Here is a 21,206-nt window from a genome sequence, read left to right as displayed (position 1 = left end):
GTTCCGCGCCGTCAGGCCGGTTTCCGCAATTCCTCCAGCAGCGCCAGCGCGCGGTCGGCGCGCACGTCCTTTTCCTCGGCCATGCGGCGGGCCAACTGGTCGACTTCGGCGCCCACCGCGCCCACCGTCAGCGCGATGTTGCGCGCGTGCAGCGCCATGTGGCCGCGCTGGATGCCCTCGGTGGCCAGGGCGCGCAGCGCGCCCAGGTTCTGCGCCAGGCCCACGGCCACGGCGATCTCGCCCAGTTCCTGGGCCGAGCGCACCGCCATGATCTTGAGCGCCAGCCGCGCCAGCGGATGGGTCTTGGTGGCGCCGCCCACCAGGCCCACCGGCATCGGCATTTCCAGCGTGCCGACCAGGGCGCCGCTGGCGTCCTTTTCCCAATGCGTCAGCGAGGTGTAGCGGCCGTCGCGGCAGGCGTAGGCATGGGCGCCAGCCTCGACCGCGCGCCAATCGTTGCCGGTGGCGACGATGACCGGGTCGATGCCGTTCATGATGCCCTTGTTGTGGGTGGCGGCGCGGTACGGGTCGGTGGCGGCGAACACGTAGGCGTCCAGCACGCCCTCGATGATCTCGGCGCCGCTGCGGTCCTTGGTGTCGAGCGTTTGCGGCGTCAGGCGCACGCGGGCCCGCGACAGGCGCAGGTCGGCCAGGTTGGACAGGATGCGCAGCCGCACCGTGCCGCCGGTGATCTCCTCGACCAGCGGCGCCACGGCCTCGGCCATGGTGTTGACGGTGTTGGCGCCCATGGCGTCGCGCACGTCGACGATCAGGTGCAGCACCAGCATCGGGCCGCGCGGCGTGTCGGCGAACACGTGCGCCTCGATGTCCTGGCAGCCGCCGCCCAGGCCGATCAGCACCTGGTCGCGGCTGTTGGCCAGCTTGACGATGCGCTCGCGCTCGCGCAGCAGGGCGACGCGCGCGCCGTGCGGATCGGTCAGGCCCAGCACCTGCACCTGGGCGCGCATCAGCGGCCGGGTGCTGGAGGTTTCGAAGCCACCATTCTCGCGCGCCAGCTTGGCCATGAACGAGGCGGCCGCCACCACCGACGGTTCTTCCACCGCCATCGGCACCAGCACGTCGCGGCCGTTGACCTGGAAGTTGCCGGCCACGCCCAGCGGCAGCTCGAAGGCGCCGATGACGTTCTCGATCATGCCGTCGGCGCGGTCCAGGCCCAGCGCGCCCGGTTCGGCCAGTTGCTGGCGTTCCTCGGGCGTCAGGCCGGCCGCGTCGGCGATGGCGGCGAGGCGTTGGGCGGGGGTGAGGGCGCGGAAGTTGGGCAGGCGTGAATCGGCCACCATGGCATGTGTCTCCATCGGAAATCTAAGAATTGGGTGGCCAGATTCTAGGTAAACTGTACCGGCATTCAGAGGTACAGTTTGGGCGAACAGTACCATCGCACTGCACCAATTTTCGACTTTTTCCCGCTGGAAACCACGCCGTGGACGCCGATAACTCCCCGGGCCGCGCCCCGCGCGCCGCGCCCATCGCCGAAAGCCTGGCGCGCCTGATCGGGCGCCAGATCGCCGAGGGCGTCTACCGCCCGGGCGATAAATTGCCATCGCTGCGCGAGCTGGCGCAATTGCACCGCTACGCCAAGAACACCGTGGTGGTGGCGTTCGAGATGCTGGTGGCGCGCGGGCTGGTGGAACCGCGCCGCGGCTCGGGCTTCTACGTGCTCGATACCGGACCGGCGCGGCGCGCCGCCGACGAGGAGCCGGGCCAGTTGAGCCGCGCCATGGACATCGTCTGGCTGATGCGCGAGCAGCTCAAGACCCAACCAGACGCCATCGCCGCCGGCGACGGTTTCCCGCCGGTGGAATGGCTGGCCGACATGCGCATGGACCGCTATCACCAGAAGGTGGTGCGCACCGGCCTGGGCACGCTGTTCCGCTATGGCAGCCGCTTCGGCTACGCGCCGCTGCGCGAGAGCCTGGTGCGCAAGCTGGGCGACGTCGGCATCAGCGCGGCGCCGTCGCAACTGGTGTTGACGCACGGCGCCAACGAGGCCATGGACCTGGTGATCCGCTACTTCCTGCCGCCGGGCGCGGCGGCGCTGGTGGACGATCCGGGCTACTACCCGCTGTTCGGCAAGCTCAAGCTGGCGGGCGTGCGCATGCTGGGCGTGCCGCGCCTGGCGGACGGGCCTGACCTGGCGGCGCTGGAGGCCTTGTTGCAGCGCGAGAAGCCGCGCCTCTTTTTCACCCAGTCGCTGGCGCACAATCCCACTGGTTCGGACATCTCGCCGGCCAAGGCCTACAAGCTGCTGCAGCTGTCCGAGCGCTACAACCTGATCGTGGTGGAGAACGACCCGCTGGCCGACTTCAAGCCGACCTCGGCGGTGCGGCTATCGGCGCTGGATCAGCTGGAACGCACGGTCTACATCGGCAGTTTCTCGAAGTCGTTCTCGGCGGCCTTGCGGGTCGGCTTCATCGCCTGCGGCGCGGGCCTGGCCAGCGATCTGGCGGACCTGAAGGCGCTGGTGCACGTCAGCAGTTCGGAATACTGCGAGCGCATGGTCGACGTGATGCTGCGCGACGGCCACTACGAACGCCATCTGGTGCGCCTGCGCCAGCGGCTGGAGGCGGCCACCGGCGACGCGCTGCGGGTGCTGGATTCGCTGGGCGCCGAGGTCTACGCGCGGCCCACCAGCTCGCTGTACCTGTGGTCGGCGTTTCCGGGCGTGGACAATTCGCTGGCGCTGGCCCAGGACCTGATGCCCGAGAAGGTCATCATGGCGCCGGGCCGGGTGTTCAGCGTCGACCCGACCGCCGTGTCGCCGTGGTCGCGCTGCAATGTGGGCGCGGTGGCGTCGCCGCGCTTTCACGCGGCGCTGGCGGCGCGCCTGGGACGCGCCAGCGCTCAGCGGTAGGCGAATTCCTCGAACCAGCCGCGCAGCAAAGCCTGTGCCTGCGTGCCCAGCAGCCGCGCCGGCGGCGTGCTGGGGCAGCTGCGCGCGCCCTGCACCGCGAAGCGCTTGACGCCGCGCCGCGCCAGTTCGCGCGCCAATCCGAGCAACCGGGTCTCGTCGAGCCAGTCGGGATGCCAGGTGATGCGGCATTCGAAATCCACGCCGGCCGTCAGCAACTGCGTCAGGCAGGCCTGCGCCGGGCGGTGCGAATCGCGCCGGCCGGTGATGTCGTCATAGCCCTGCGCGTCGGCCTTGATGTCCAGGCCGACCCAGTCCAGGTAGCGCAGCACGTCGGCCAGCCGCAGCGGATAGATGCCGGCCGTGTGCAGGCCGATGCGATAGCCCATGCGCCGCGCCTCGCGGATCATCGACGGCAGGCGCGGTTCGCTCAGCGGTTCGCCGCCCGAGAACACCACGGCGTCCAGCAGCCCCTGGCGGTTGTCGAGGAAGGCGCGCACGTCGCGCCAGTCGTAGCGCGCGTTGCGCGTCTGCAGTTCGGGGTTGTGGCAGTAGTGGCAGCGCCACGGACAGCCGGCGATGAAGATGACGGCGGCCAGCGTGCCGGGCCAGTCCACGGTGGAAAACGGCGTCAGCCCGCCCACCGCCGGGGAATGGCGCGGCAGCGGCTGGGCCGCCGGCCGCGGCGGCGCGGCATAGGCCATGCGCGGTGGGTGGCGGGCGGGGGCGGCCTTGCGGCCGCCGGCCGCTTCAGGCACGTTGTTCGACGAAGAAGCGGCGTTCATTGAATTCGCCTTGTTTGCCGGTATTGAAGGAAGACACGGGGCGGTGGTAGCCCATGACGCGGGTCCAGACTTCGCAGCGCACGCGCTGGCTGTCGTCCAGGCGCAGCGCCTGCGGGGCGGCGGCTTCGGGAGAGATCACGGTTTGCATAACGGCTCCTTGGGGAAAGGCCGGGCGGGGATCGCCCGGGGAAAAAAGCGGTCGACAGCGGCGGTCAGGCCGGCGCGCAGCAAGACGCCTGCCTGGCCAGCAATTCGGCGTCGCACTTCGGGCAGAACTCGTGGTGCCCGGCCAGATAGCCGTGGTTCGGGCAGATCGAGAACGTCGGCGTGACGGTGATGTACGGCAGCCGGAAATTCGACAGCGCGCGCCGCACCAGTTCCTTGCACGCGCTGGCCGACGACACGGCCTCGTTCATGTACAGGTGCAGCACGGTGCCGCCGGTGTACTTGCCCTGCAGCGCTTCCTGCAGGGCCAGCGCCTCGAACGGATCGTCGGTGTGGCCCACCGGCAGCTGGCTGGAGTTGGTGTAGTAGGGCTGGGCCTCGGTGCCCGCCTGCAGGATGCCGGGGTAGCGCTTGCGGTCTTCGCGGGCGAAGCGGTAGGTGGTGCCTTCGGCGGGCGTGGCCTCCAGGTTGTAGAGGTGCCCGGTCTCTTCCTGGAACTCGGTCATGCGCGCCCGCACCCGATCCAGCAGGCGCACCGCCAGCGCATGGCCGGCCGGCGTGGTGACGTCCTCGGCGTCGCCGCTGAAGTTGCGGATCATCTCGTTGATGCCGTTCACGCCCAGCGTGCTGAAGTGGTTGCGCAGCGTGCCGAGGTAGCGCCGCGTGTACGGGTACAGCCCCTGGTCGATGTAGCGCTGCACCACCTTGCGCTTGGTTTCCAGCACGTCGCGGCCCAGGCCCAGCAGGTGATCCAGGCGCGCCATCAGCGCGGCCTCGTCGCCGCGGCAGGTGTGGCCCAGGCGGGCGCAGTTGACGGTCACCACGCCCACCGACCCGGTCTGCTCGGCCGAGCCGAACAGGCCGTTGCCGCGCTTGAGCAGTTCGCGCAGGTCCAGCTGCAGGCGGCAGCACATGGAGCGCACCATGTGCGGCTCCAGGTCTGAATTGAGGAAGTTCTGGAAGTACGGCAGGCCGTAGCGCGCGGTCATCTCGAACAGGCGCTCGGTGTTGGGATGGTCCCAGTCGAAGTCGGGCGTGATGTTGTAGGTGGGAATCGGGAAGGTGAACACGCGCCCCTTGGCGTCGCCGGCCATCATCACCTCGATGTAGGCGCGGTTGATCATGTCCATCTCGGCCTGCAGGTCGCCATAGGCGAACGGCATTTCCTCGCCGCCGACGTAGGGGATCTGCTCCTTCAGGTCGGCCGGGCAGGTCCAGTCGAAGGTCAGGTTGGTGAACGGCGTCTGCGTGCCCCAGCGGCTCGGCACGTTCAGGTTGTAGATCAGTTCCTGCATGCTTTGCTTGACCTCGGCGTAGGTCATCGCGTCGCGCCGGATGAAGGGCGCCATGTAGGTGTCGAACGAGCTGAAGGCCTGGGCGCCGGCCCATTCGTTCTGCAGCGTGCCCAGGAAGTTGACAATCTGGCCGATGGCCGCCGACATGTGGCGCGGCGGCGTGGCCTCGATCTTGCCGGGGATGCCGTTGAAGCCTTCGGTCAGCAGCTGGCGCAGCGACCAGCCGGCGCAATAGCCGCTGAGCATGTCCAGGTCGTGGATGTGGATGTCGCCATCGCGGTGGGCCTGGCCGGCCTCGGGGGTGAAGACGTTGGACAGCCAGTAGTTGGCGGTGACCTTGCCGGCCACGTTCAGGATCAGCCCGCCCAGGCTGTAGCCCTGGTTGGCGTTGGCGTTGACGCGCCAGTCGCGCTGTTCCAGGTATTCCTCCATGGCGCTTTCCACGTCCACCAGGGTGTGGCGCAGCGCGCGCAGGCGGGCGTGTTGTTCGCGGTAGACGATGTAGGCGCGGGCGGTGCGCCAGTAGCCGGCCTTGACCAGCGTTTCCTCGACCTGGTTCTGGATGGTCTCCACGCCGGGGCAGACGTTGCCTTCGGCGGCCAGCGCCTCGATCACCGCGCCGGTCAGCGCCTGCGCGACGTCGGCGTCCAGTTCTCCGGTGCCGCGGCCGGCGGCGGCGATGGCCGCGGCGATCTTGTCGCGGTCGAATGCGACGACCCGGCCGTCGCGCTTGAGGATGTGTTGGAGTTGCATCGCTGACACCATATGTTGTGGGGTAGGAAAACTCTACCACCACCTATGGTGTCGAAAGCCCGGCTATCGAGGCGTTTGTCGGCTTGTCTTGATGCCGGTCAAACGGCGCCGGCCGGGCCGGCGCGGACGCAATGCGGCCCTAGAAACCCAAGCCGACCCCGGCCAGCGAGATCACCAGCGCCAGGGCGGCGGTGCCCATGGCCGGGCGCGGCGACCACGACAGCATGCCGACCCACAGCAACGCGCCGGCCGACAGCCAGCCCAGCCAGGCCACCACGCCCACGGTGTTGCCCCACAGGCCGACGCAGGGCAGCAGCGCCAGCAGCAACAGCAGGATGCCCGCGCCGCGCAGCACGCGGGAATGGCCGGCCGAGGGATCGCGGCCCCAGACCTGGTCGTAATGGCGCGGCATCGCCAGGCTCAGGCAGGCCATGCCGGAATAGGTCAGCAGCAGCGCCATGGCGATGCCGAAGGCGTCGTTGAGATTCATGCCGTGGCCTCCCGCGAAGCGCGCGTATCGCGCGGCGGCGGCGCCGACAGCGGTTTGCGGCCCAGCCGCAGCGCGGCCCAGCCGGCCGCCACGCCTATGGCCACGGCCGTCAGTTCGACCCCGGCGCTTTCCCAGTCGCCGCGCGCGATCTGCGCCAGCGGATGGTCGCCCAGCGTCAGCAGGGACAGCAGCGGCAGCAGCAGGCACAGCGCCGACAGCAGGCCCAGCTGCCACAGCCAGGCGCGCCGCGGACTGCACAGCCAGGCATGGGCCAGCGTCAGCGCCCAGACGATGAAGAAGGCGCGCAGTTCCCAGCCGGCGCGCTGCGGCAGCGACACCGGCAACAGCCGGTTGGCCCACAGGTAGGCGACGCAGGCGATCGCCAGGCCGGCCAGCGCGGCCACGTTCAGGCCTTCGATCAGGCGGTAGACGCGCGCGGTGGCGGCGCCGAATTCGTCGCCCATCCGGTTGCGGCGCTTGACCATGAACAGGACCGCGCCGGTGCCCATCATGGCGCTGCCGGCCAGGCCGCACACAAAGTACAGCCATTTCATCGCCAGTCCGCCGAACTTGACCATGTGCAGGTCGGACATCACCTGGCGCGTCAACGGCGCGGCGCCGCCCTCGACGCCGCCGGGGGCGCGCAGGCGCAGCAATTGGCCGGTGGCGGCGGAGAATTCGGCCATGCCGGTGGTGCTGCTGATATGGACGTTCTGGTCGGCCTCCTCGTTCCAGCCATAGACCGCGATCCGCATCGAGCCGTCTTCGGGGTTGTTGATGACGATGGCGCGCGCGGTCTGCCCGATCAACCGTTCGGCGCGCGCGACCAGCGGTTCCAGGGCCGGCACGGCGAGCGCGGTGCCGGTCAGCGGGGGCTGGTCTTCGCGCGCCAGTTCGGCCAGGTACAGGCGGGCGGCCTCGGCGCCGGGGCCATAGGTCGCCGCGATGGGCGCTGGCATCAGCGTGAAGGCCGAGATCACGATGCCGGTATAGGCAATCATGAACTGGAAGGGCAGGGTCAGCACCGCGGTGGCGTTGTGCGCGTCCAGCCACGAACGTTGGCCCTTGCTGGCGCGGAAGGTGAAGAAGTCCTTGAAGATGCGCTTGTGCGTCACCACGCCGGAAACCATCGCCACCAGCATCGCCATGGCGGCGAAGGCCACGATCCACAGGCCCAGGGGCTGCGCGTGCAGGTTGTAGTGGAAGTCGACGAAGTGGTCGCCGCCGAAGGTGGCGCGGCCTGCCTCGTGGTGGTCCTCGTCCAGTTCGCGGCCGGTCTCGGGGTCGAGTTCGGCGTCGGCGTATGCGCCGTTCGAGTCGAACCAGTAGGCCACCAGGCCGTTGTCGTGGTGGCGGTTGACCGGCCAGATCTCCCACATGCCGGCGCCGGCGTGATGCCGCGCCATGTACTGCACCGCCAGATCGAGCCGGCGCGCGCGATCCACCTTCACGGGCTCGCGCGCCGCCGCCTCGGCCTCGGCCGCATGGTGCTCCGGCGTCATCCAGTGGGTGATGGGTTCGGCGAACACCGCCAGCGTCCCGGTCAGGAAGACGGCGAACAGCAGCCAGGAAAACCACAGGCCGACCCAGGTGTGGAGCCAGGCCATGGACAAACGGAAACTGGGTTTCAGAACGCGCCTCTTTCTTCTATCGACGCCGCCGCGAGCCCTGCCGCGGGTCTTTTATTGAGAATGGTTCCGATTCTAGTCGAAATGGGGTCGGAATAGGACGATTCCCGACGCCATCGTGCCGGCGGACCGTGGCCCGCCGGCGCCCGCGCGGGGCGGGCGCTTCAGTCCAGCTTGATGTCGGCGCGCCGGCCCACTTCGCCGAAGGTCTTGAGTTCCTGTTCCATGCGCGCGGTGAAGGCGGCGCCGTCCAGGTAGACCGGCTCCAGCGCCAGGTCGGCGATGGCGCGGCGTACCTGCGGGTCGGCCATGATGTCCGCGACCGCGCGGTTCAACGTGTCCAGCACCGGCGGCGGCGTGCGAGCCGGCGCCACCAGCCCGTACCAGCCCACCATCGAGACGCCGGGCAGGCCGCTTTCGATGAAGGTCGGCACGTCCGGCAACTGCGGCACGCGGTGTTCGCCGGTGACGGCCAGCGCGCGCACCTTGCCCGCCTTGACCTGCGGCGCGGCCGACGACACGGTGTCCACGCCCAGCGCGATTTCGCCGCCGATCAGCGCGGTGATGAACTGCGCGCTGCCCTTGTAGGGCACCGGCGTCATTTTGGCGCCCGCGGCCTCGGCGAACATTTCACCCACCAGGTGCGGCGCCGACCCTGGACCGAAGGTGCCGTACATCAGGCCGCCGCCGGCGGTCTTGTCGCGCGCCAGCTCGGCCGCCTGTTGCGCGGTCTCGGCCGGCAGGCTGTTCTGCGTCAGCAGCACCACCGGCGCCAGGGCCACGATGGCGATGTGCTCGAAGCTGCGGCGCGGATCGTAGGGCAGGTCGCGCTTGAGCGCCGGCAGCACGGTGTAGGTGGTGCTACCCGACAGCATCAGCGTGTAGCCGTCGGGCTGGGCCTGCGCCACGGCGTTGGCGCCGATGACGGTCGAGGCGCCGGGCCGGTTCTCGACGATCACGGCCTGGCCCAGCTTGCCCGACAGCCGGTTGGCCAGCAGCCGGGCCACGGCGTCGGTGGCGCCGCCGGGCGTGAACGGCACCACCAGCTTGATGGCCTGTTCGGGATAGGCGGCGTGCGCGGCGGGGGCGGCCAGGGTGGCTTGCAGGGCAAGGGCCGAAAGGCAGGCCAGCGCGGCGGCGCGGAGTCGGGCGATCATGGAAGAGTCCGGTCAGGAGGGAGAGGAATCGGTTTCGGCGGCGGCCTGGCGCAGCGCGGCGCCCTGGTCGCCCAGGTCCCAGAACAGGCCCGCCATGATGGCCAGGCCCTCGCGCGCCACGCTGCCCAGCAGATGCTCGTTGGGCGCGTGCTGGGCGCAGGCGGGGTAGGAATGCGGCACCCACAGCGTGGGCAGGCCGAGCAGGTCGGCGAAGATGTCGTTGGGCAGCGAGCCCCCCAGGTTGGGCAGCACCGCCGGGCGCTGGCCGGTGCTGCGCTCGATCGAGGCGGCGGCCCAGCGTACCCAGGGGTTGTCGGGCGACAGGCGGGTGGCGCCGGCCTGCATGCCGACGCGGACCCGCACGTCGGCAAAGCCGGCCGCGTCCAGATGGGCGCGCACGTGCTGCTCGAGCGCGCGCCAGTCGGTGCCGACGACGAAACGCAACTGGCACCAGGCCGTTGCGACGGGTGGAATGGCATTGACCGGCTTGGCCGGATCGCCGGCGCCGAAGGTCAGCACGTCCAGGCTGTTCCAGCCGAACACCTGCTCCGAGGGCGACAGGCCGGGCTCGCCCCAGTCGTGGTCGATCGCGGGATCGTCGGCGCCGCCACCCACTTCCAGGTCCGCCAGCGCCACCGCCACCGGCGCCGGGATGGGCGGCGGCCGCAGGCCCGGCACCAGGATGCGGCCACGCGCGTCCACCAGGGAGGCGATGGCGTGCGACAGGACGATGGCGGGATTGGCCAGCAGCCCGCCCCAGTTGCCCGAGTGGTAGCCGCGTTCGCGGGCGCGCAGGCTCAATTCGAAGTTCACCGCGCCGCGCGAGCCCATGAACAGGGTGGGGCGGGCGGCGGCCAGGCGCGGGCCGTCGCTGGCAATGAAGACGTCGGCGGCCAGCGCCTCGCGCTGCGCTTCGCAGAAGGCGGCCAGGCCGGGCGAGCCCGCTTCCTCGCCGGTCTCGATCAGCCAGGTGGCGTTGAAGCCCAGCTTGCCGTCGCGCGCCCGCAGCACCTGGCGCAGCGCGGCCAGGTTGATGGTGTGTTGCCCCTTGTTGTCGGCGGTGCCGCGGCCGTACCAGCGGTCGCCCTCGACCCGCAGGCGCCATGGATCGCGGCCGGCTTCCCACTTGGCCGCATTGCCGCGCACCACGTCGCCATGGCCGTACAGCAGCACGCCCGGCAGCGCCGGCGCTTCGATGCGCCGCGCCACCATGATCGGCAGGTCGACGCCCGCCGGGTTGGAGTGCACATGACAGGTGAAGCCCAGCTGTTCCAGCTGCGGCGCCAGCTCGTCATTCAGGTAGGCGTGCTGGCAGGCGGCCCGGCCGGGCTCCTCGCTTTCGGTCTGGTAGGCGACGCGGCGGGCCAGTTCGGCCTGCAAGGTGCCGTCGTCATAGGCTTGGGTGGCGTGGAGGATGGCTTGTTCGCGGATCACTGCGGTCTCGGGGTAGCGGCACAGGCACAAAGTTATTACGCTTATGCGCATGCCACAATTAGATAATTCGCATTTGATCGTTGCCATTTAGGCAATGGCTTGGGGAAGCTTGCCATGATTTCGCTGGGCCTGAGGTATTTCCTGGAGGTGGCGCGTTGCGGCTCCATCGCCGGCGCCGCCGCCGCGCAGCACGTGGCGGCCTCCGCCGTGAGCCGCCAGATCGCCAAGCTGGAGGACGAGCTGGGCATTGCGCTGTTCGAGCGCCAGGCGCGCGGCATGGCATTGAGCGAGGCCGGCCGCCAGCTGGCGGCATACGCCAACGCCGCCGCGCTGGAGGCCGAGCGCGTCACCACCGGCATCCGCCAGCGCAGCGCGCTGGGCGACGTGACCATCCGGCTGGCCTGCACTGAAGGCTTTGCCCATCGCTTCCTGCCGCAGTGCATGGCCGACTTCAAGCGTATCCGCCCCGAGGCGCGCTTCCACCTGCTGGTGGAGCGGCCGGAGGAGGTCAACCGGCTGGTGCTGGAAGGGTTGTCGCAGCTGGCGCTGCGCTACACGGTGGCGCCCGACGAGCGCCTCAAGACCGAATTGCAATGCCGCGCGCCGGTCTACGCCATCATGTGCCGGCGCCATCCGCTGGCCGCGCGCCGCAGCGTCGGCGTGCGCGACCTGGCGCAGGCGCCGCTGTCGCTGGGCGACCCCGGCACCACGGTGCGCGACCTGTTCGACGCGGCCTGCGCCAATGCCGGCGTGCATATCGAGCCTGCCTACGTCTCGAACCATTCGGCGGCCTTCCTGCCGATGCTGCCGGGCAGCCAGATCGTGGCGTTGACGGGCTACCTGACAGTGATCGGTCTGCTCGCCAGCGCCGGCCTGGTGGCGGTGCCGTTCAGCAATCCCGAAATGCGCCAGCGCAGCATCCAGGTCGTGACCTTGCGCGGCGCCAATCTGCCGCCGCTGGCGCGTGCCTTTCTGGCGCTGTTGGCCGAACGCCTGACCGTGGCGCCACGCGCCCCGGAAGTGGAACGGGGCGCGGGCTGAGGCGTCGGGCGCGGCGCGGACGGGCGGGGATCAGGCGCGCCGCGCCCGCCAGCCCGCCACCTTCAGCCGCAGCCGTTCCAGCGCCAGATACACGATCGGCGTGGTGTATAGCGTCAGGAACTGGCTGATCATCAGCCCGCCGACGATGGTCACGCCCAGCGGCCGGCGCAGTTCGGAACCTTCGCCCATGCCCAGCACCAGCGGCAGCGCGCCCAGCAGGCCGGCCAGGTTGGTCATGACGATGGGCCGCAGGCGCAGCATGGCGGCGCGGTGGATGGCCTGTTCCGGCGTCAGGCCCTCGCGCCGCTCCAGGCCGAGGGCGAAGTCGATCATCAGGATGGCGTTCTTCATCACCACCCCCACCAGCAGGAACAGGCCGAGCAGGGCGATCAGGCTGAACTCGATATCGGCCAGCCGCAGCGCCAGCAGCGCGCCGACGCCGGCCGAGGGCAGGGTCGACAGGATGGTCAGCGGATGCAGCGGGCTTTCGTACAGGATGCCCAGCACCAGGTAGATCGCCACCAGCACGCCCAGGATCAGCCAGGGCTGGTCCTGCAGGCTTTGCTGGAAGCTGCGGGCGTCGCCGCCCAGCCGCGTCTGGATGTGGGCGGGCACCATCAGCCGCGCCATGGCGGCGTCGATGGCGGCCAGGCCCTGCTGCAGCGAGACGCCCTCGGCCAGCGAGAAGCCGACGCCGACGGCGGCGAACAGCCCGTCGTGGAAGACGCGGTCGTTGACCAGGCCGTGCTCGTAGGTGGAGAACGCCGACAGCGGCACGCGGTTGCCGTCGGCCGCCACCACCTGCACCCGTTCCAGCACCTCGGGGTCCTCGGTGTAGCGCGGGTCCAGCTCCAGCACCACGCGGTACTGGTTCATGGGGTCGTACAGCGTCGCCACCTGGCGCTGGCTGAAGGAATTGCCGAGCACGCTGGCGATGGTGCGCATGTCCACGCCCAGGCGCCGGGCGGCGGCGCGGTCGATGTTGATGACCACCTGCTGGGTGGCGGCATCGCCCACCGCATCGACGTCGCGCAGCTCGGGAATGTCCTGCATCGCGCGCGAGATCCTGCGTGACCATTGCCGCAGCGCCGGCACGTCGCTGGCCATGATGGCCAGCTCGTGGTCGCCGGAATTGCCGAAGCCGCCCGGCATGCGCAGGTCCTGGTCGACGTTCAGGAAGAACATGCCGCCCGGCACCGGCGGGGCGTTGGCGCGCAGCCAGTCGATCACCTGGGCCGAGGATTCGCGCCGCTCGGAAGCGGGTTTCAGGCGGATCAGGAACAGCGAATTGCTGATGCCCAGGCTGCCGCCGTTGTAGCCGATCACGTCCTGCACCGCAGGGTGCTTGAGCACCAGCTGGCGGTAGACGTCGATCTTGGGCTGCATCACCTGGAACGAGAAGCCGTCGTCGCCGCGCACGAACCCCATCAGCTGGCCGGTGTCCTGCTGCGGCAGAAACCCCTTGGGCGCTTGCGCATACAGATAGGCGTTCAGCGCCACCACGGCGGCCAGCAGCAGCAGGGTCAGGCGCGCGTGACCCAGCACTCGCGCCAGCGATGCGCCATACCATTGGTGGACGCGGGCGAACACGGCGCGCAGCCGCGAGGGCCGCGTTTGCGCCTCGGCTGGCGGCCGCAGCCAGCGCGCGCAAAGGCTGGGAATGATGGCGACCGACACCACCAGCGAAATCAGGATGGCGGCCACCAGCGTGATCGAGAACTCGCGGAACAGCCGTTCCACCAGCCCGCCCATGAACAGGATCGACACGAACACCACCGACAGCGCCAGCGTCATCGCCACCAGCGTGAAGCCGACCTCGCGCACGCCGCGCAGGGCCGCCTGGCGCGGCCCCAGCCCGCGTTCCAGGTGGCGCGAGATGTTCTCCAGCACCACGATGGCGTCGTCCACCACCAGGCCCGCGGCCACGATCAGCGCCATCAGCGACAGGTTGTTGAGCGAGAAGCCCCACAGGTACATGACGGCGAAGGTGGCCACCAGGCAGACCGGAATCGCCACGCTGGGAATGGCCGCGGCGCGGGCGCTGCCCAGGAACAGCCACACCACCAGGATCACCAGCCCGACCGCCAGCCCCAGCGTGACGTGGGCCTCGCGCAGCGTGGCGTGGATGCCGGGCGAGCGGTCCAGCACCACGGTCAGGTCGACGTCGGCCGGCATCAGCGCGCGCAGGCCGGGCAGGGCCTGGTTGATGGCGGCGATGGTCTCGATGATGTTGGCGCCCGGCTGGCGGCTGATGGTCAGCACCACCGCCGGATCGTGGTTGTGAAAGCCGCTGCTGTAGCGGTTCTCGACCGAGTCGCTGACGCGCGCGATCTGCGCCAGCCGGATGGTGGCGCCATCCTGGTGGCGCACGATCAGGCCGTTGTAGTCGTCGGCCGTGCGCGGCTGGCCGGGCGTGCCGACCTCCCAGCGCTGGCCGGCCGAGTCCAGCTGGCCCTGCGGACCCATCGGGGCGGCGTCGGCGATGGACTGGCGCAGGTCGTCCAGCGCCACGCCATAGTGCGCCAGCGCGTTCGGGTTGACCTGCACCCGCACCGCCGGCAGCGAGCTGCCGCCCAGCGTCACTTCGCCGACGCCGACGATCTGCGACAGTTTCTGCGCCAGCACCGTGGCGCCCAGGTCGTAGAGCCGGCCGGCCGGCCGCGTCGGCGAGCTGAGCGCCAGCGCCATGATGGGCGCCTGCGACGGGTTGACCTTGCGGTAGGTGGGGTTGCCGGGCATGCCGGACGGCAGCTCGGCGCGGGCGGCGTTGATGGCGGCCTGCACGTCGCGCGCGGCCGCGTTGATGTCTCGGTCCAGCGCGAACTGCAGCAGCACGCGGGTGGCGCCCTGGTTGCTGGACGAGCTCATGGCGCTGACGCCGGCGATGCCGCCCAGCGCGCGCTCCAGGGGCGCGGCCACCGTGCTGGCCATGCTCTCGGGGCTGGCGCCGGGCAGTTCGGCGCGCACCTCGATGGTGGGGAAGTCCACCTGCGGCAGGGGCGCCACCGGCAGCAGGCGCCAGGCCACCGCGCCCAGCAGCGTCAGGGCCAGCGCCAGGAAGATGCAGGCGATGGGCCGGTGCAGCAGCGCGCGGATCATGGCGCCGGCCGGTCAGCGGGGGCGGGCAGGGCCTTGCGGCGGCCCGCGCCCAGCCGGTGGAAGAACAGGTAGACGGCGGGGGTGGTGAACAGCGTCAGCACCTGGCTGACCAGCAGGCCGCCCACCATCACCCAGCCCAGCGGCTGGCGCAGCTCGGCGCCGGAGCCGGTGGCCAGCATCAGCGGCAGGGCGCCGAACAGCGCCGCCAGCGTGGTCATCAGGATCGGCCGCAGCCGCAGCAGCGCGGCTTCGCGGATCGCCTCGCGCGGCGCCAGGCCGCGGCTGCGTTCGGCTTCCAGCGCGAAGTCGACCATCATGATGCCGTTCTTCTTGACCAGGCCGATCAGCAGGATGATGCCGATCACGGCGATCAGGTCCAGCGGCCGGCCGGTGAGCAGCAGCGCCAGCAGCGCGCCCACCGTGGCCGACGGCAGGGTCGACAGGATGGTGACGGGATGGATCGCGCTTTCATAAAGCATGCCCAGCACCAGGTACATGGTGACCACTGCCGCCAGCATCAACCACAGGGTATTGGACAACGACGCCTCGAAGGCCGCCGCCGCGCCCTGCAGGCGCAGTTCGACGCTCGCGGGCATGGCGATGTCCTGGCGCGCCGCCTCGATGGCGGCGATGGCCGCGCCCAGCGAGCCGCCCGGCGGCAGGTTGAACGAGAAATTGACGGCCGGGAACTGGGACAGGTGGTTCACCGCCAGCGGCACGGCGCGCTCGCTGACCGTGGCCAGCGCCGCCAGCGGAATCGGCTGGCCGTCCGCGGTTTTCAGGTGGATGCGCTCCAGCGCCTCGGGGCTGGCGGCCAGGCGCGGGTCCACTTCCAGCACCACGCGATACTGGTTCGACTGCGTGAACAGGGTGGCCACCTGGCGCTGGCCGAAGGCGTTGTAGAGCGCCTGGGCCACGTCGTCCATGGTCAGGCCGAGCCGCGCGGCGGCGTCGCGCGAGACCTCCAGGTAGGCCTGGCGGCCGCCGCCCTGCAGGTCCGACGAAATATCGGCCAGTTGCGGCGCGGCGTCCAGGCGCTGGGCCAGCGCGCGGCTCCAGCGCGCCAGCAGGGCGGCGTCGGGCGAGGTCAGGGTGAACTGGTACTGGCCGCGGCTGACGCGGTCTTCGATGTTCAATTCCTGCACTGGTTGCAGGTACAGCGAGATGCCCCGCACCTGGCGGGCGCGGGCATCGAGCCGCGCCATGATGTCGGCCAGCGGCGCGCCGCGTTCGCTCCAGGGCTTGAGGTTGACCAGCAGGCGGCCGGTATTCAACGTGGCGTTCATGCCGTCGATGCCGATGAAGGACGACAGGCTGGCGACGTCGGGATCTTGCAGCAGGCTTTGCGCCAGCGCCTGCTGGCGTTGCGACATGGCCTCGAACGAGGTGCTCTGCGCCGACTGGGTCACGCCCTGCAGCACGCCGCCGTCCTGCGCCGGGAAGAAGCCCTTGGGCACCGCCAGGTACAGCAGCGCGGTCAGCGCGACGGTGGCCAGCATCGCCAGCAGCGTCAGGCGCTGGTGGCGCAGGGTCACGTCGAGCCAGCCGGCGTAGCGCGCCTGCAGGCGGTCCAGCAGGCCGGGCGGGCGCTCGGCGTGCGGCGGCAGCAGGCGCGCGCACATCATGGGGGTGAGCGTCAGCGACACCGCCAGCGAGATCAGGATGGCCACCGCCAGCGTGATGGCGAATTCGCGGAACAGCCGGCCGACCACGTCTTCCATGAACAGCAGCGGGATCAGCACGGCGATCAGCGACAGCGTCAGCGACACCAGGGTGAAGCCGATCTGCCCGGCGCCCTTGAGCGCGGCCGCCATCGGGCTGTGGCCCTGTTCGCGGTAGCGGGCGATGTTCTCCAGCATGACGATGGCGTCGTCGACCACGAAGCCGGCGCCGATGGTCAGCGCCATCAGCGTCAGGTTGTTGGTCGAAAAGCCCGCCAGGTGCATCACGCCGAAGGTGCCGATCAGGGACAGCGGCACCGCCAGGCTGGGAATCAGCGTGGCCGGCAGGTTGCGCAGGAACAGGAAGGTCACCAGCACCACCAGCCCGACCGCGAAGGCCAGTTCCCACTGCACGCCGCGCACCGAAGCGCGGATGCTTTCGGTGCGGTCGGTCAGCACGCGCACCTGCACCGCCGCCGGCAGGCTGGCGGTCAGCTGCGGCAGCAGCGCCTTGACCTGGTCGGCCACGGCGATGACGTTGGCGCCGGGCTGGCGCTGGATGTTCACCAGCACCGCCGGCTGGCGGTCGACCCAGGCGGCCAGGTAGCGGTCCTCGGCGCCGTCCTCCACCGTGGCGACCTCGCCCAGCCGCACCGGCGCGCCATTGCGCCAGGCCACGATCAGGTCGCGGTACTCCTGCGCGCTCTGCAACTGGTCGTTGGCGTCCATGATGACCGAACGCACCGGGCCGTCGAAGCTGCCCTTGGGCTGGTTGGAGTTGGCCTTGGCGATGGCCTCCTGCAGGTCGGACAGTTGCAGTCCGCGCGCGGCCAGCGCCATGGGGTTGGCCTGCACCCGCACCGCGGGGCGCTGGCCGCCGGCCAGGCTTACCATGCCCACGCCCGACAGCTGCGCCAGGCGCTGTGTCATGCGGGTGTCGACCAGGTCGTAGACCTGCGGCAGCGGCAACGAATCCGAGGTAACGGCCAGCGTCAGGATCGGCACGTCGGCCGGGTTGACCTTGCGGTACACCGGCGGCGTCGGCAGGTCGGACGGCAGCAGCGAGCCGCTGGCGCTGATGGCGGCCTGCACCTCCTGCTCGGCCACCCCCAGCGAGACGTCGAGCGAGAACTGCAGCGTGATCACCGAGATGCCGCTGCCGCTGGAGGACGACATCTGCTTGAGCCCCGGGATCTGGCCGAAGCGGCGCTCCAGCGGCGCGGTCACGGCGCGCGCGGTGACGTCGGGGCTGGCGCCCGGATAGGGCGTGGTGACCTGGATGATGGGGTAGTCGACCTGCGGCAGCGCCGCCACCGGCAGCATGCGCCAGGCGAGGATGCCCGACAGCAGCAGCGCCAGCATCAGGAACGAGGTGGCGACCGGCCGCAGGATGAAGGGACGTGACAGGCTCATTGGGTTTCCACGATCCGCACGTCGCGGCCGTCATGCAGGCGGTCCACGCCCTCGACCACCACGCGCTCGGCCGCGACCAGGCCCGAGCGGACTTCGACGCGGCCGGCGTTGGCGCGGCCCAGCGTCAGTTCGCGCCGGGTGGCGCGCTGGTCATCGCCGATGACGAAGACGAAGGCGCCGTCGGCGCCGTACTGCACCGCCGCCGTGGGAATCGACAGCACGTCTTCCTGGCGTGCCAGCGCCAGGCGGATATTGACGAACTGGTTCGGGAACAGCGCCTCGTCGGCATTCTCGAACAGGGCGCGCAGCTTGACCGTGCCGCTGGCGGCGTGGATCTGGTTGTCCAGCGCCTGCAGGGTGCCCAGCGCGAGCAGGCGGCGCTCGTCGGCGTCCCAGGCCTGCACCTGCAAGGCGCCGTCGCCGGCCTGCGCCTGGCGCAGCAGGTCCAGGCGGGTTTCGGCAAGCGTGAACAGCGCCGAGATCGGCCGCGTCTGCACCAGCGTGGCCAGGCCGTCGGCGTCGCCGGCGCGCACGTGATTGCCGGCGTCCACGCGGCGCAGGCCGATGCGGCCGTCGTGCGGAGCGACGATGCGCGTCAGCGCCAGCAGCCGCCGGGCGTCGGCCACGGCCGCCGCCAGCCGCTGGCGCTGGGCCGCGTAGCTGCGCGCCTGGGCCTCGGCGGTGTCCAGCTGCTGGCCCGCCACCGCTTCCTGGCGCGCCAGTTGCCGGTAGCGGCGCAGGTCGATCTCGGCGTTGCCGAGCAGCGCCTCGACGTGCGCCAGTTCGCCTTCGGCCGCCGCCAGCGCCGCCTGGTAGGGGCGTGGATCGATCTCGGCCAGCAATTGCCCGCGCCGCACGGCCTGGCCCTCGGTGTAGTGCAGGCGTTGCAGCTGGCCATCGACCTGGCTGCGCAGCACCACGCGGGCCAACGGCGTGATGGTGCCCAGCGCATGCAGGTCGCGCGGCAAGGGGCCGCTGCGCGCGGCGGCAACGCTGACCGCCACCGGCTGTTGGGCATAGCTGGGAATGGCGGCGGGGGCGGGGCCTGGCAGGGCGTAGCGCCATACGGCCCACCCGGCCCAGGCGGCCAGCATGGCGACGGCCACAAGGCCGGCGAGCGCCAGACGCCGGCGCACGTTGGCGGGGCCAGCGGAGAAAGGCAGGGGCATCTCGGTACTGCCAGGGGATAAGTTGGGGACAGTGCGGATTCTATCTGAATAATAATTATTAGCGTTTTGGAATCAGCTTGTAGTCAGGTTTTATGCGGCTTCTTCCGACGCGGTTCCGGGCGGCGTTCCCAGGCCCATTTCGGCCAGGCGCGCCTGGATCAGTTCGAGCAATGCCCGGGCGCGCGCGCTGACGGAATGCCGATGGCTGTAGACCCCCAGCAGTTGCAGGGGCGCGGGGCGCAGGTCCAGCGGCACCTCGCGCAGTCGCCCGCTGGCCAGGTCATCCTGGCACGAGCAGGCCGCCAGGATCGCGAAACCGATGCCCTGGCGCGCGCCCATCAGCGCCAGTTCGCCGCTGTTGACGCGGTAGCGGCTGCGCACCGGCACCTTGACGATCTCGCCGGCGGCATCCTCGAATTGCCAGGGCATGCCCTTCAATGCGCTCAGGGTGGTGATGCAGGGCAGGGCCTTGAGCTGGCGCGCCTGGCGCGGCACGCCGACACGCGCCAGCAGCGCCGGCGCGGCGACCACGATGCTGGGCAGCGTGGCCAGTTCGCGCGTGATGAGGCTGCTGTCGTCCTGGCGGCCCCGATGAAAGACGATCGACAGATCGACGTCCTCGCGCAGCGCGTCGATGCCGTCGAGGCGGGTGTCGCAGGCCAGCTCGATGCCCGGATGGCGGTCGCAGAATTCCGCCAGGATCGGCGCCAGCAGCCGCGGCGCTTCACCTGGCATGCACAGCGTCAGCGGCCCGCGCAGTTCCCGCCGGACCGCGCCCAGTTCCTCTTCGGTGGCGGCAAGCGTGTCCAGCAGCGGCTTGGCCCGCTGGTACAGCAACTGGCCGGCCTCGGTCATGCGCAAATGGCGGGTGCTGCGCTCCAGCAAGCGCGCGCCCAGCCGCCGTTCCAGTCCGGCGACATGGCGGCTGACGTTCGACGACGGCATCGCCAGCCGCCGCGCGGCGCCGGCGAAGCTCTGTTCATCCACGACGGCGGCGTAGACGCGCACGCTGTTCAGATCCAGGGCTTGGCCCATGATTATCCCGATCCAGATATGAAACAAACCCATTTTTTCACACTAGTTATCGGATCCGGTGGAATCTACGATGCGGTTCCCGGTTCCGGCGTGGGACCGGCGCGGGGTTTGATGGAAGGAATCAGCATGGATATCGGAATACTGGGCGGCGGCATCGCCGGCCTGAGCGTGGCGCTGGCATTGCATCGGACCGGCCATCGGCCGCGGGTCTACGAACGCGGGGCCGCGCCGGCCACCATGGGCGCCGGCGTGACGTTATGGCCCAACGCCGGCTTCGTGCTGGACGCGCTCGGCCTGTTGCCGGACGTCGCGGCAGCGGGTGGGCGGCCGCGAGCGATGCGCCGCTACGACAACGCGGGCCATGCCCTGGGCAGCCTCGACATCTCCGCGCTCGACCGATTGATGGGATATCCGACCCACACGATCCTGCGCCGCGACCTGCTGGCCGTGTTGCTGGCGCACGCGGCGCGGGCCGGCATCCCGGCCGAGTACGGCCATCGCGCCGTGGCGATCGAACCCCACGCCGACGGCCGCGCCGCCGCCAGGTTCGAGAATGGCGCCGTGGTGCGCGCGGACCTGCTCGTCGGCGCGGACGGCCGCATGGATTCGGTGGCGCGGCGGTTCGTCGTCGGCGACAACACCCCGGTCTACCAGGGCTTTGTGAACTGGATCGGCATCGCCTCCGGTCCCGGCCTGGCCGAGGACATGGCCATCCAGGACTATTGGGGCGTCGGCGAGCGTTTCGGCTGCGTCGCGGTGCGGCCCGACCTGGTCTATTGGGCGGGGGCCGAGGCCCGGTCGCTGGCCGCCGCGGTCCAGGGGCCCGACCCGCGCGCGGAGGTCGCGGACCGGTTCGCCGGCTGGGCCGACCCGATCGCGCGCCTCATCCAGGCCACGCCCGCCGACGCGGTGCGCCTGATCGCCGTGCACGACCTGGATACCCCGGCGGCCTGGCACCGCGCCAATGTGCTGCTGGTGGGGGACGCCGCGCACGCGCCGCTGCCGACCTCGGGCCAGGGCGCCTGCCAGGCGCTGGAGGACGCCTGGCACCTGGCGCGTTGCCTGGCGGGCGCGCCGCGCGACCTGGACGCGGCCCTGAGCGCCTTCACCGCGCTGCGCCAGCCCAAGACGGCCGCCCTGACCGAGCAGGCCCGCGTGTACGCGCGCGGCCTGTTCGAGCGGGATCCGCAGGCCTGCCGCCTGCGCGACCAG

General features: G+C 70.6%; 15 protein-coding genes. 3 read left to right on the top strand and 12 right to left on the bottom strand.

Translation table 11 applies throughout. The annotated features are described in order from the left end of the window. Window positions 1–11: 11 nt before the first annotated feature. Entirely contained in the window at window positions 12–1,301 is a 1,290-nt protein-coding gene (locus tag DK459_RS09650) for a hydroxymethylglutaryl-CoA reductase, degradative (RefSeq protein WP_024068992.1), read from the bottom strand. Window positions 1,302–1,441: 140 nt separating this feature from the next. Here DK459_RS09650 and DK459_RS09645 point away from each other — a divergent pair, with 140 nt between their 5' ends. Next, window positions 1,442–2,872 carry a PLP-dependent aminotransferase family protein gene (locus DK459_RS09645; RefSeq protein ID WP_006384247.1) on the top strand — a complete coding sequence of 477 codons (1,431 nt, stop codon included), beginning with the start codon at window positions 1,442–1,444 and terminating at the stop codon, window positions 2,870–2,872. On the opposite strand, the gene DK459_RS09640 is transcribed toward DK459_RS09645, so the two are convergent. From DK459_RS09640 to DK459_RS09610, 7 genes are all read right to left on the bottom strand, one after another. Beyond that, a complete protein-coding gene (locus tag DK459_RS09640; protein WP_020927865.1) occupies window positions 2,863–3,654 on the bottom strand; it encodes an anaerobic ribonucleoside-triphosphate reductase activating protein in 792 nt (263 codons plus the stop codon). The two genes, DK459_RS09645 and DK459_RS09640, sit on opposite strands and share 10 nt — an antisense overlap. Beyond that, a complete protein-coding gene (gene nrdD, locus DK459_RS09635; protein ID WP_006395259.1) occupies window positions 3,620–3,802 on the bottom strand; it encodes an anaerobic ribonucleoside-triphosphate reductase in 183 nt (60 codons plus the stop codon). The genes DK459_RS09640 and nrdD overlap by 35 nt, the downstream gene beginning before the upstream one ends. Window positions 3,803–3,866: 64 nt before the next feature. Beyond that, window positions 3,867–5,867, bottom strand: a complete 2,001-nt coding sequence (locus DK459_RS09630; protein WP_054443321.1) for a ribonucleoside triphosphate reductase — start codon at window positions 5,865–5,867, stop codon at window positions 3,867–3,869. A 139-nt stretch (window positions 5,868–6,006) separates the two neighbouring features. Further along, window positions 6,007–6,357, bottom strand: a complete 351-nt coding sequence (locus DK459_RS09625) for a DUF3325 domain-containing protein (RefSeq protein ID WP_020927863.1) — start codon at window positions 6,355–6,357, stop codon at window positions 6,007–6,009. Beyond that, window positions 6,354–7,964, bottom strand: coding sequence for a PepSY domain-containing protein (locus DK459_RS09620; protein WP_053498699.1), 1,611 nt, complete (start codon window positions 7,962–7,964; stop codon window positions 6,354–6,356). The genes DK459_RS09625 and DK459_RS09620 overlap by 4 nt, the downstream gene beginning before the upstream one ends. A 185-nt stretch (window positions 7,965–8,149) precedes the next feature. Further along, a complete protein-coding gene (locus tag DK459_RS09615; RefSeq protein WP_053498697.1) occupies window positions 8,150–9,142 on the bottom strand; it encodes a tripartite tricarboxylate transporter substrate binding protein in 993 nt (330 codons plus the stop codon). 12 nt (window positions 9,143–9,154) lie between these two features. Beyond that, a complete protein-coding gene (locus DK459_RS09610) occupies window positions 9,155–10,576 on the bottom strand; it encodes a M20 family metallopeptidase (protein WP_110134660.1) in 1,422 nt (473 codons plus the stop codon). 114 nt (window positions 10,577–10,690) lie between these two features. Between DK459_RS09610 and DK459_RS09605 the strand changes: the two genes are divergently transcribed. Then, window positions 10,691–11,617, top strand: coding sequence for a LysR family transcriptional regulator (locus DK459_RS09605; protein ID WP_024068986.1), 927 nt, complete (start codon window positions 10,691–10,693; stop codon window positions 11,615–11,617). 30 nt (window positions 11,618–11,647) lie between these two features. On the opposite strand, the gene DK459_RS09600 is transcribed toward DK459_RS09605, so the two are convergent. The 4 genes from DK459_RS09600 to DK459_RS09585 form a co-directional block, all read right to left on the bottom strand. Next, on the bottom strand, window positions 11,648–14,716 hold the full coding sequence (locus DK459_RS09600) for an efflux RND transporter permease subunit (RefSeq protein ID WP_054484319.1): 3,069 nt from the start codon (window positions 14,714–14,716) through the stop codon (window positions 11,648–11,650). Then, the gene (locus DK459_RS09595; RefSeq protein ID WP_110134659.1) at window positions 14,713–17,790 is read right to left on the bottom strand and encodes a multidrug efflux RND transporter permease subunit; all 3,078 of its coding nucleotides are present in this window, start codon (window positions 17,788–17,790) and stop codon (window positions 14,713–14,715) included. Before DK459_RS09595 ends, DK459_RS09600 begins: the two co-directional genes overlap by 4 nt. Then, window positions 17,787–18,959, bottom strand: a complete 1,173-nt coding sequence (locus DK459_RS09590) for an efflux RND transporter periplasmic adaptor subunit (protein ID WP_110134658.1) — start codon at window positions 18,957–18,959, stop codon at window positions 17,787–17,789. The genes DK459_RS09595 and DK459_RS09590 overlap by 4 nt, the downstream gene beginning before the upstream one ends. 90 nt (window positions 18,960–19,049) lie before the next feature. Beyond that, window positions 19,050–19,994 carry a LysR family transcriptional regulator gene (locus tag DK459_RS09585; RefSeq protein ID WP_035182310.1) on the bottom strand — a complete coding sequence of 315 codons (945 nt, stop codon included), beginning with the start codon at window positions 19,992–19,994 and terminating at the stop codon, window positions 19,050–19,052. Between the two features lie 126 nt (window positions 19,995–20,120). Between DK459_RS09585 and DK459_RS09580 the strand changes: the two genes are divergently transcribed. Continuing rightward, on the top strand, window positions 20,121–21,206 hold a 1,086-nt coding region (locus DK459_RS09580; protein ID WP_110134682.1), incomplete at its 3' end, for an NAD(P)/FAD-dependent oxidoreductase.

The sequence above is a fragment of the Achromobacter sp. RW408 genome, from assembly GCF_003184165.1.
In the GTDB taxonomy this organism is placed as follows: domain Bacteria; phylum Pseudomonadota; class Gammaproteobacteria; order Burkholderiales; family Burkholderiaceae_B; genus Achromobacter; species Achromobacter xylosoxidans.
Note: the sequence above shows the minus strand (reverse complement) of the source record. Positions and strands in the feature narration are given on the sequence as shown.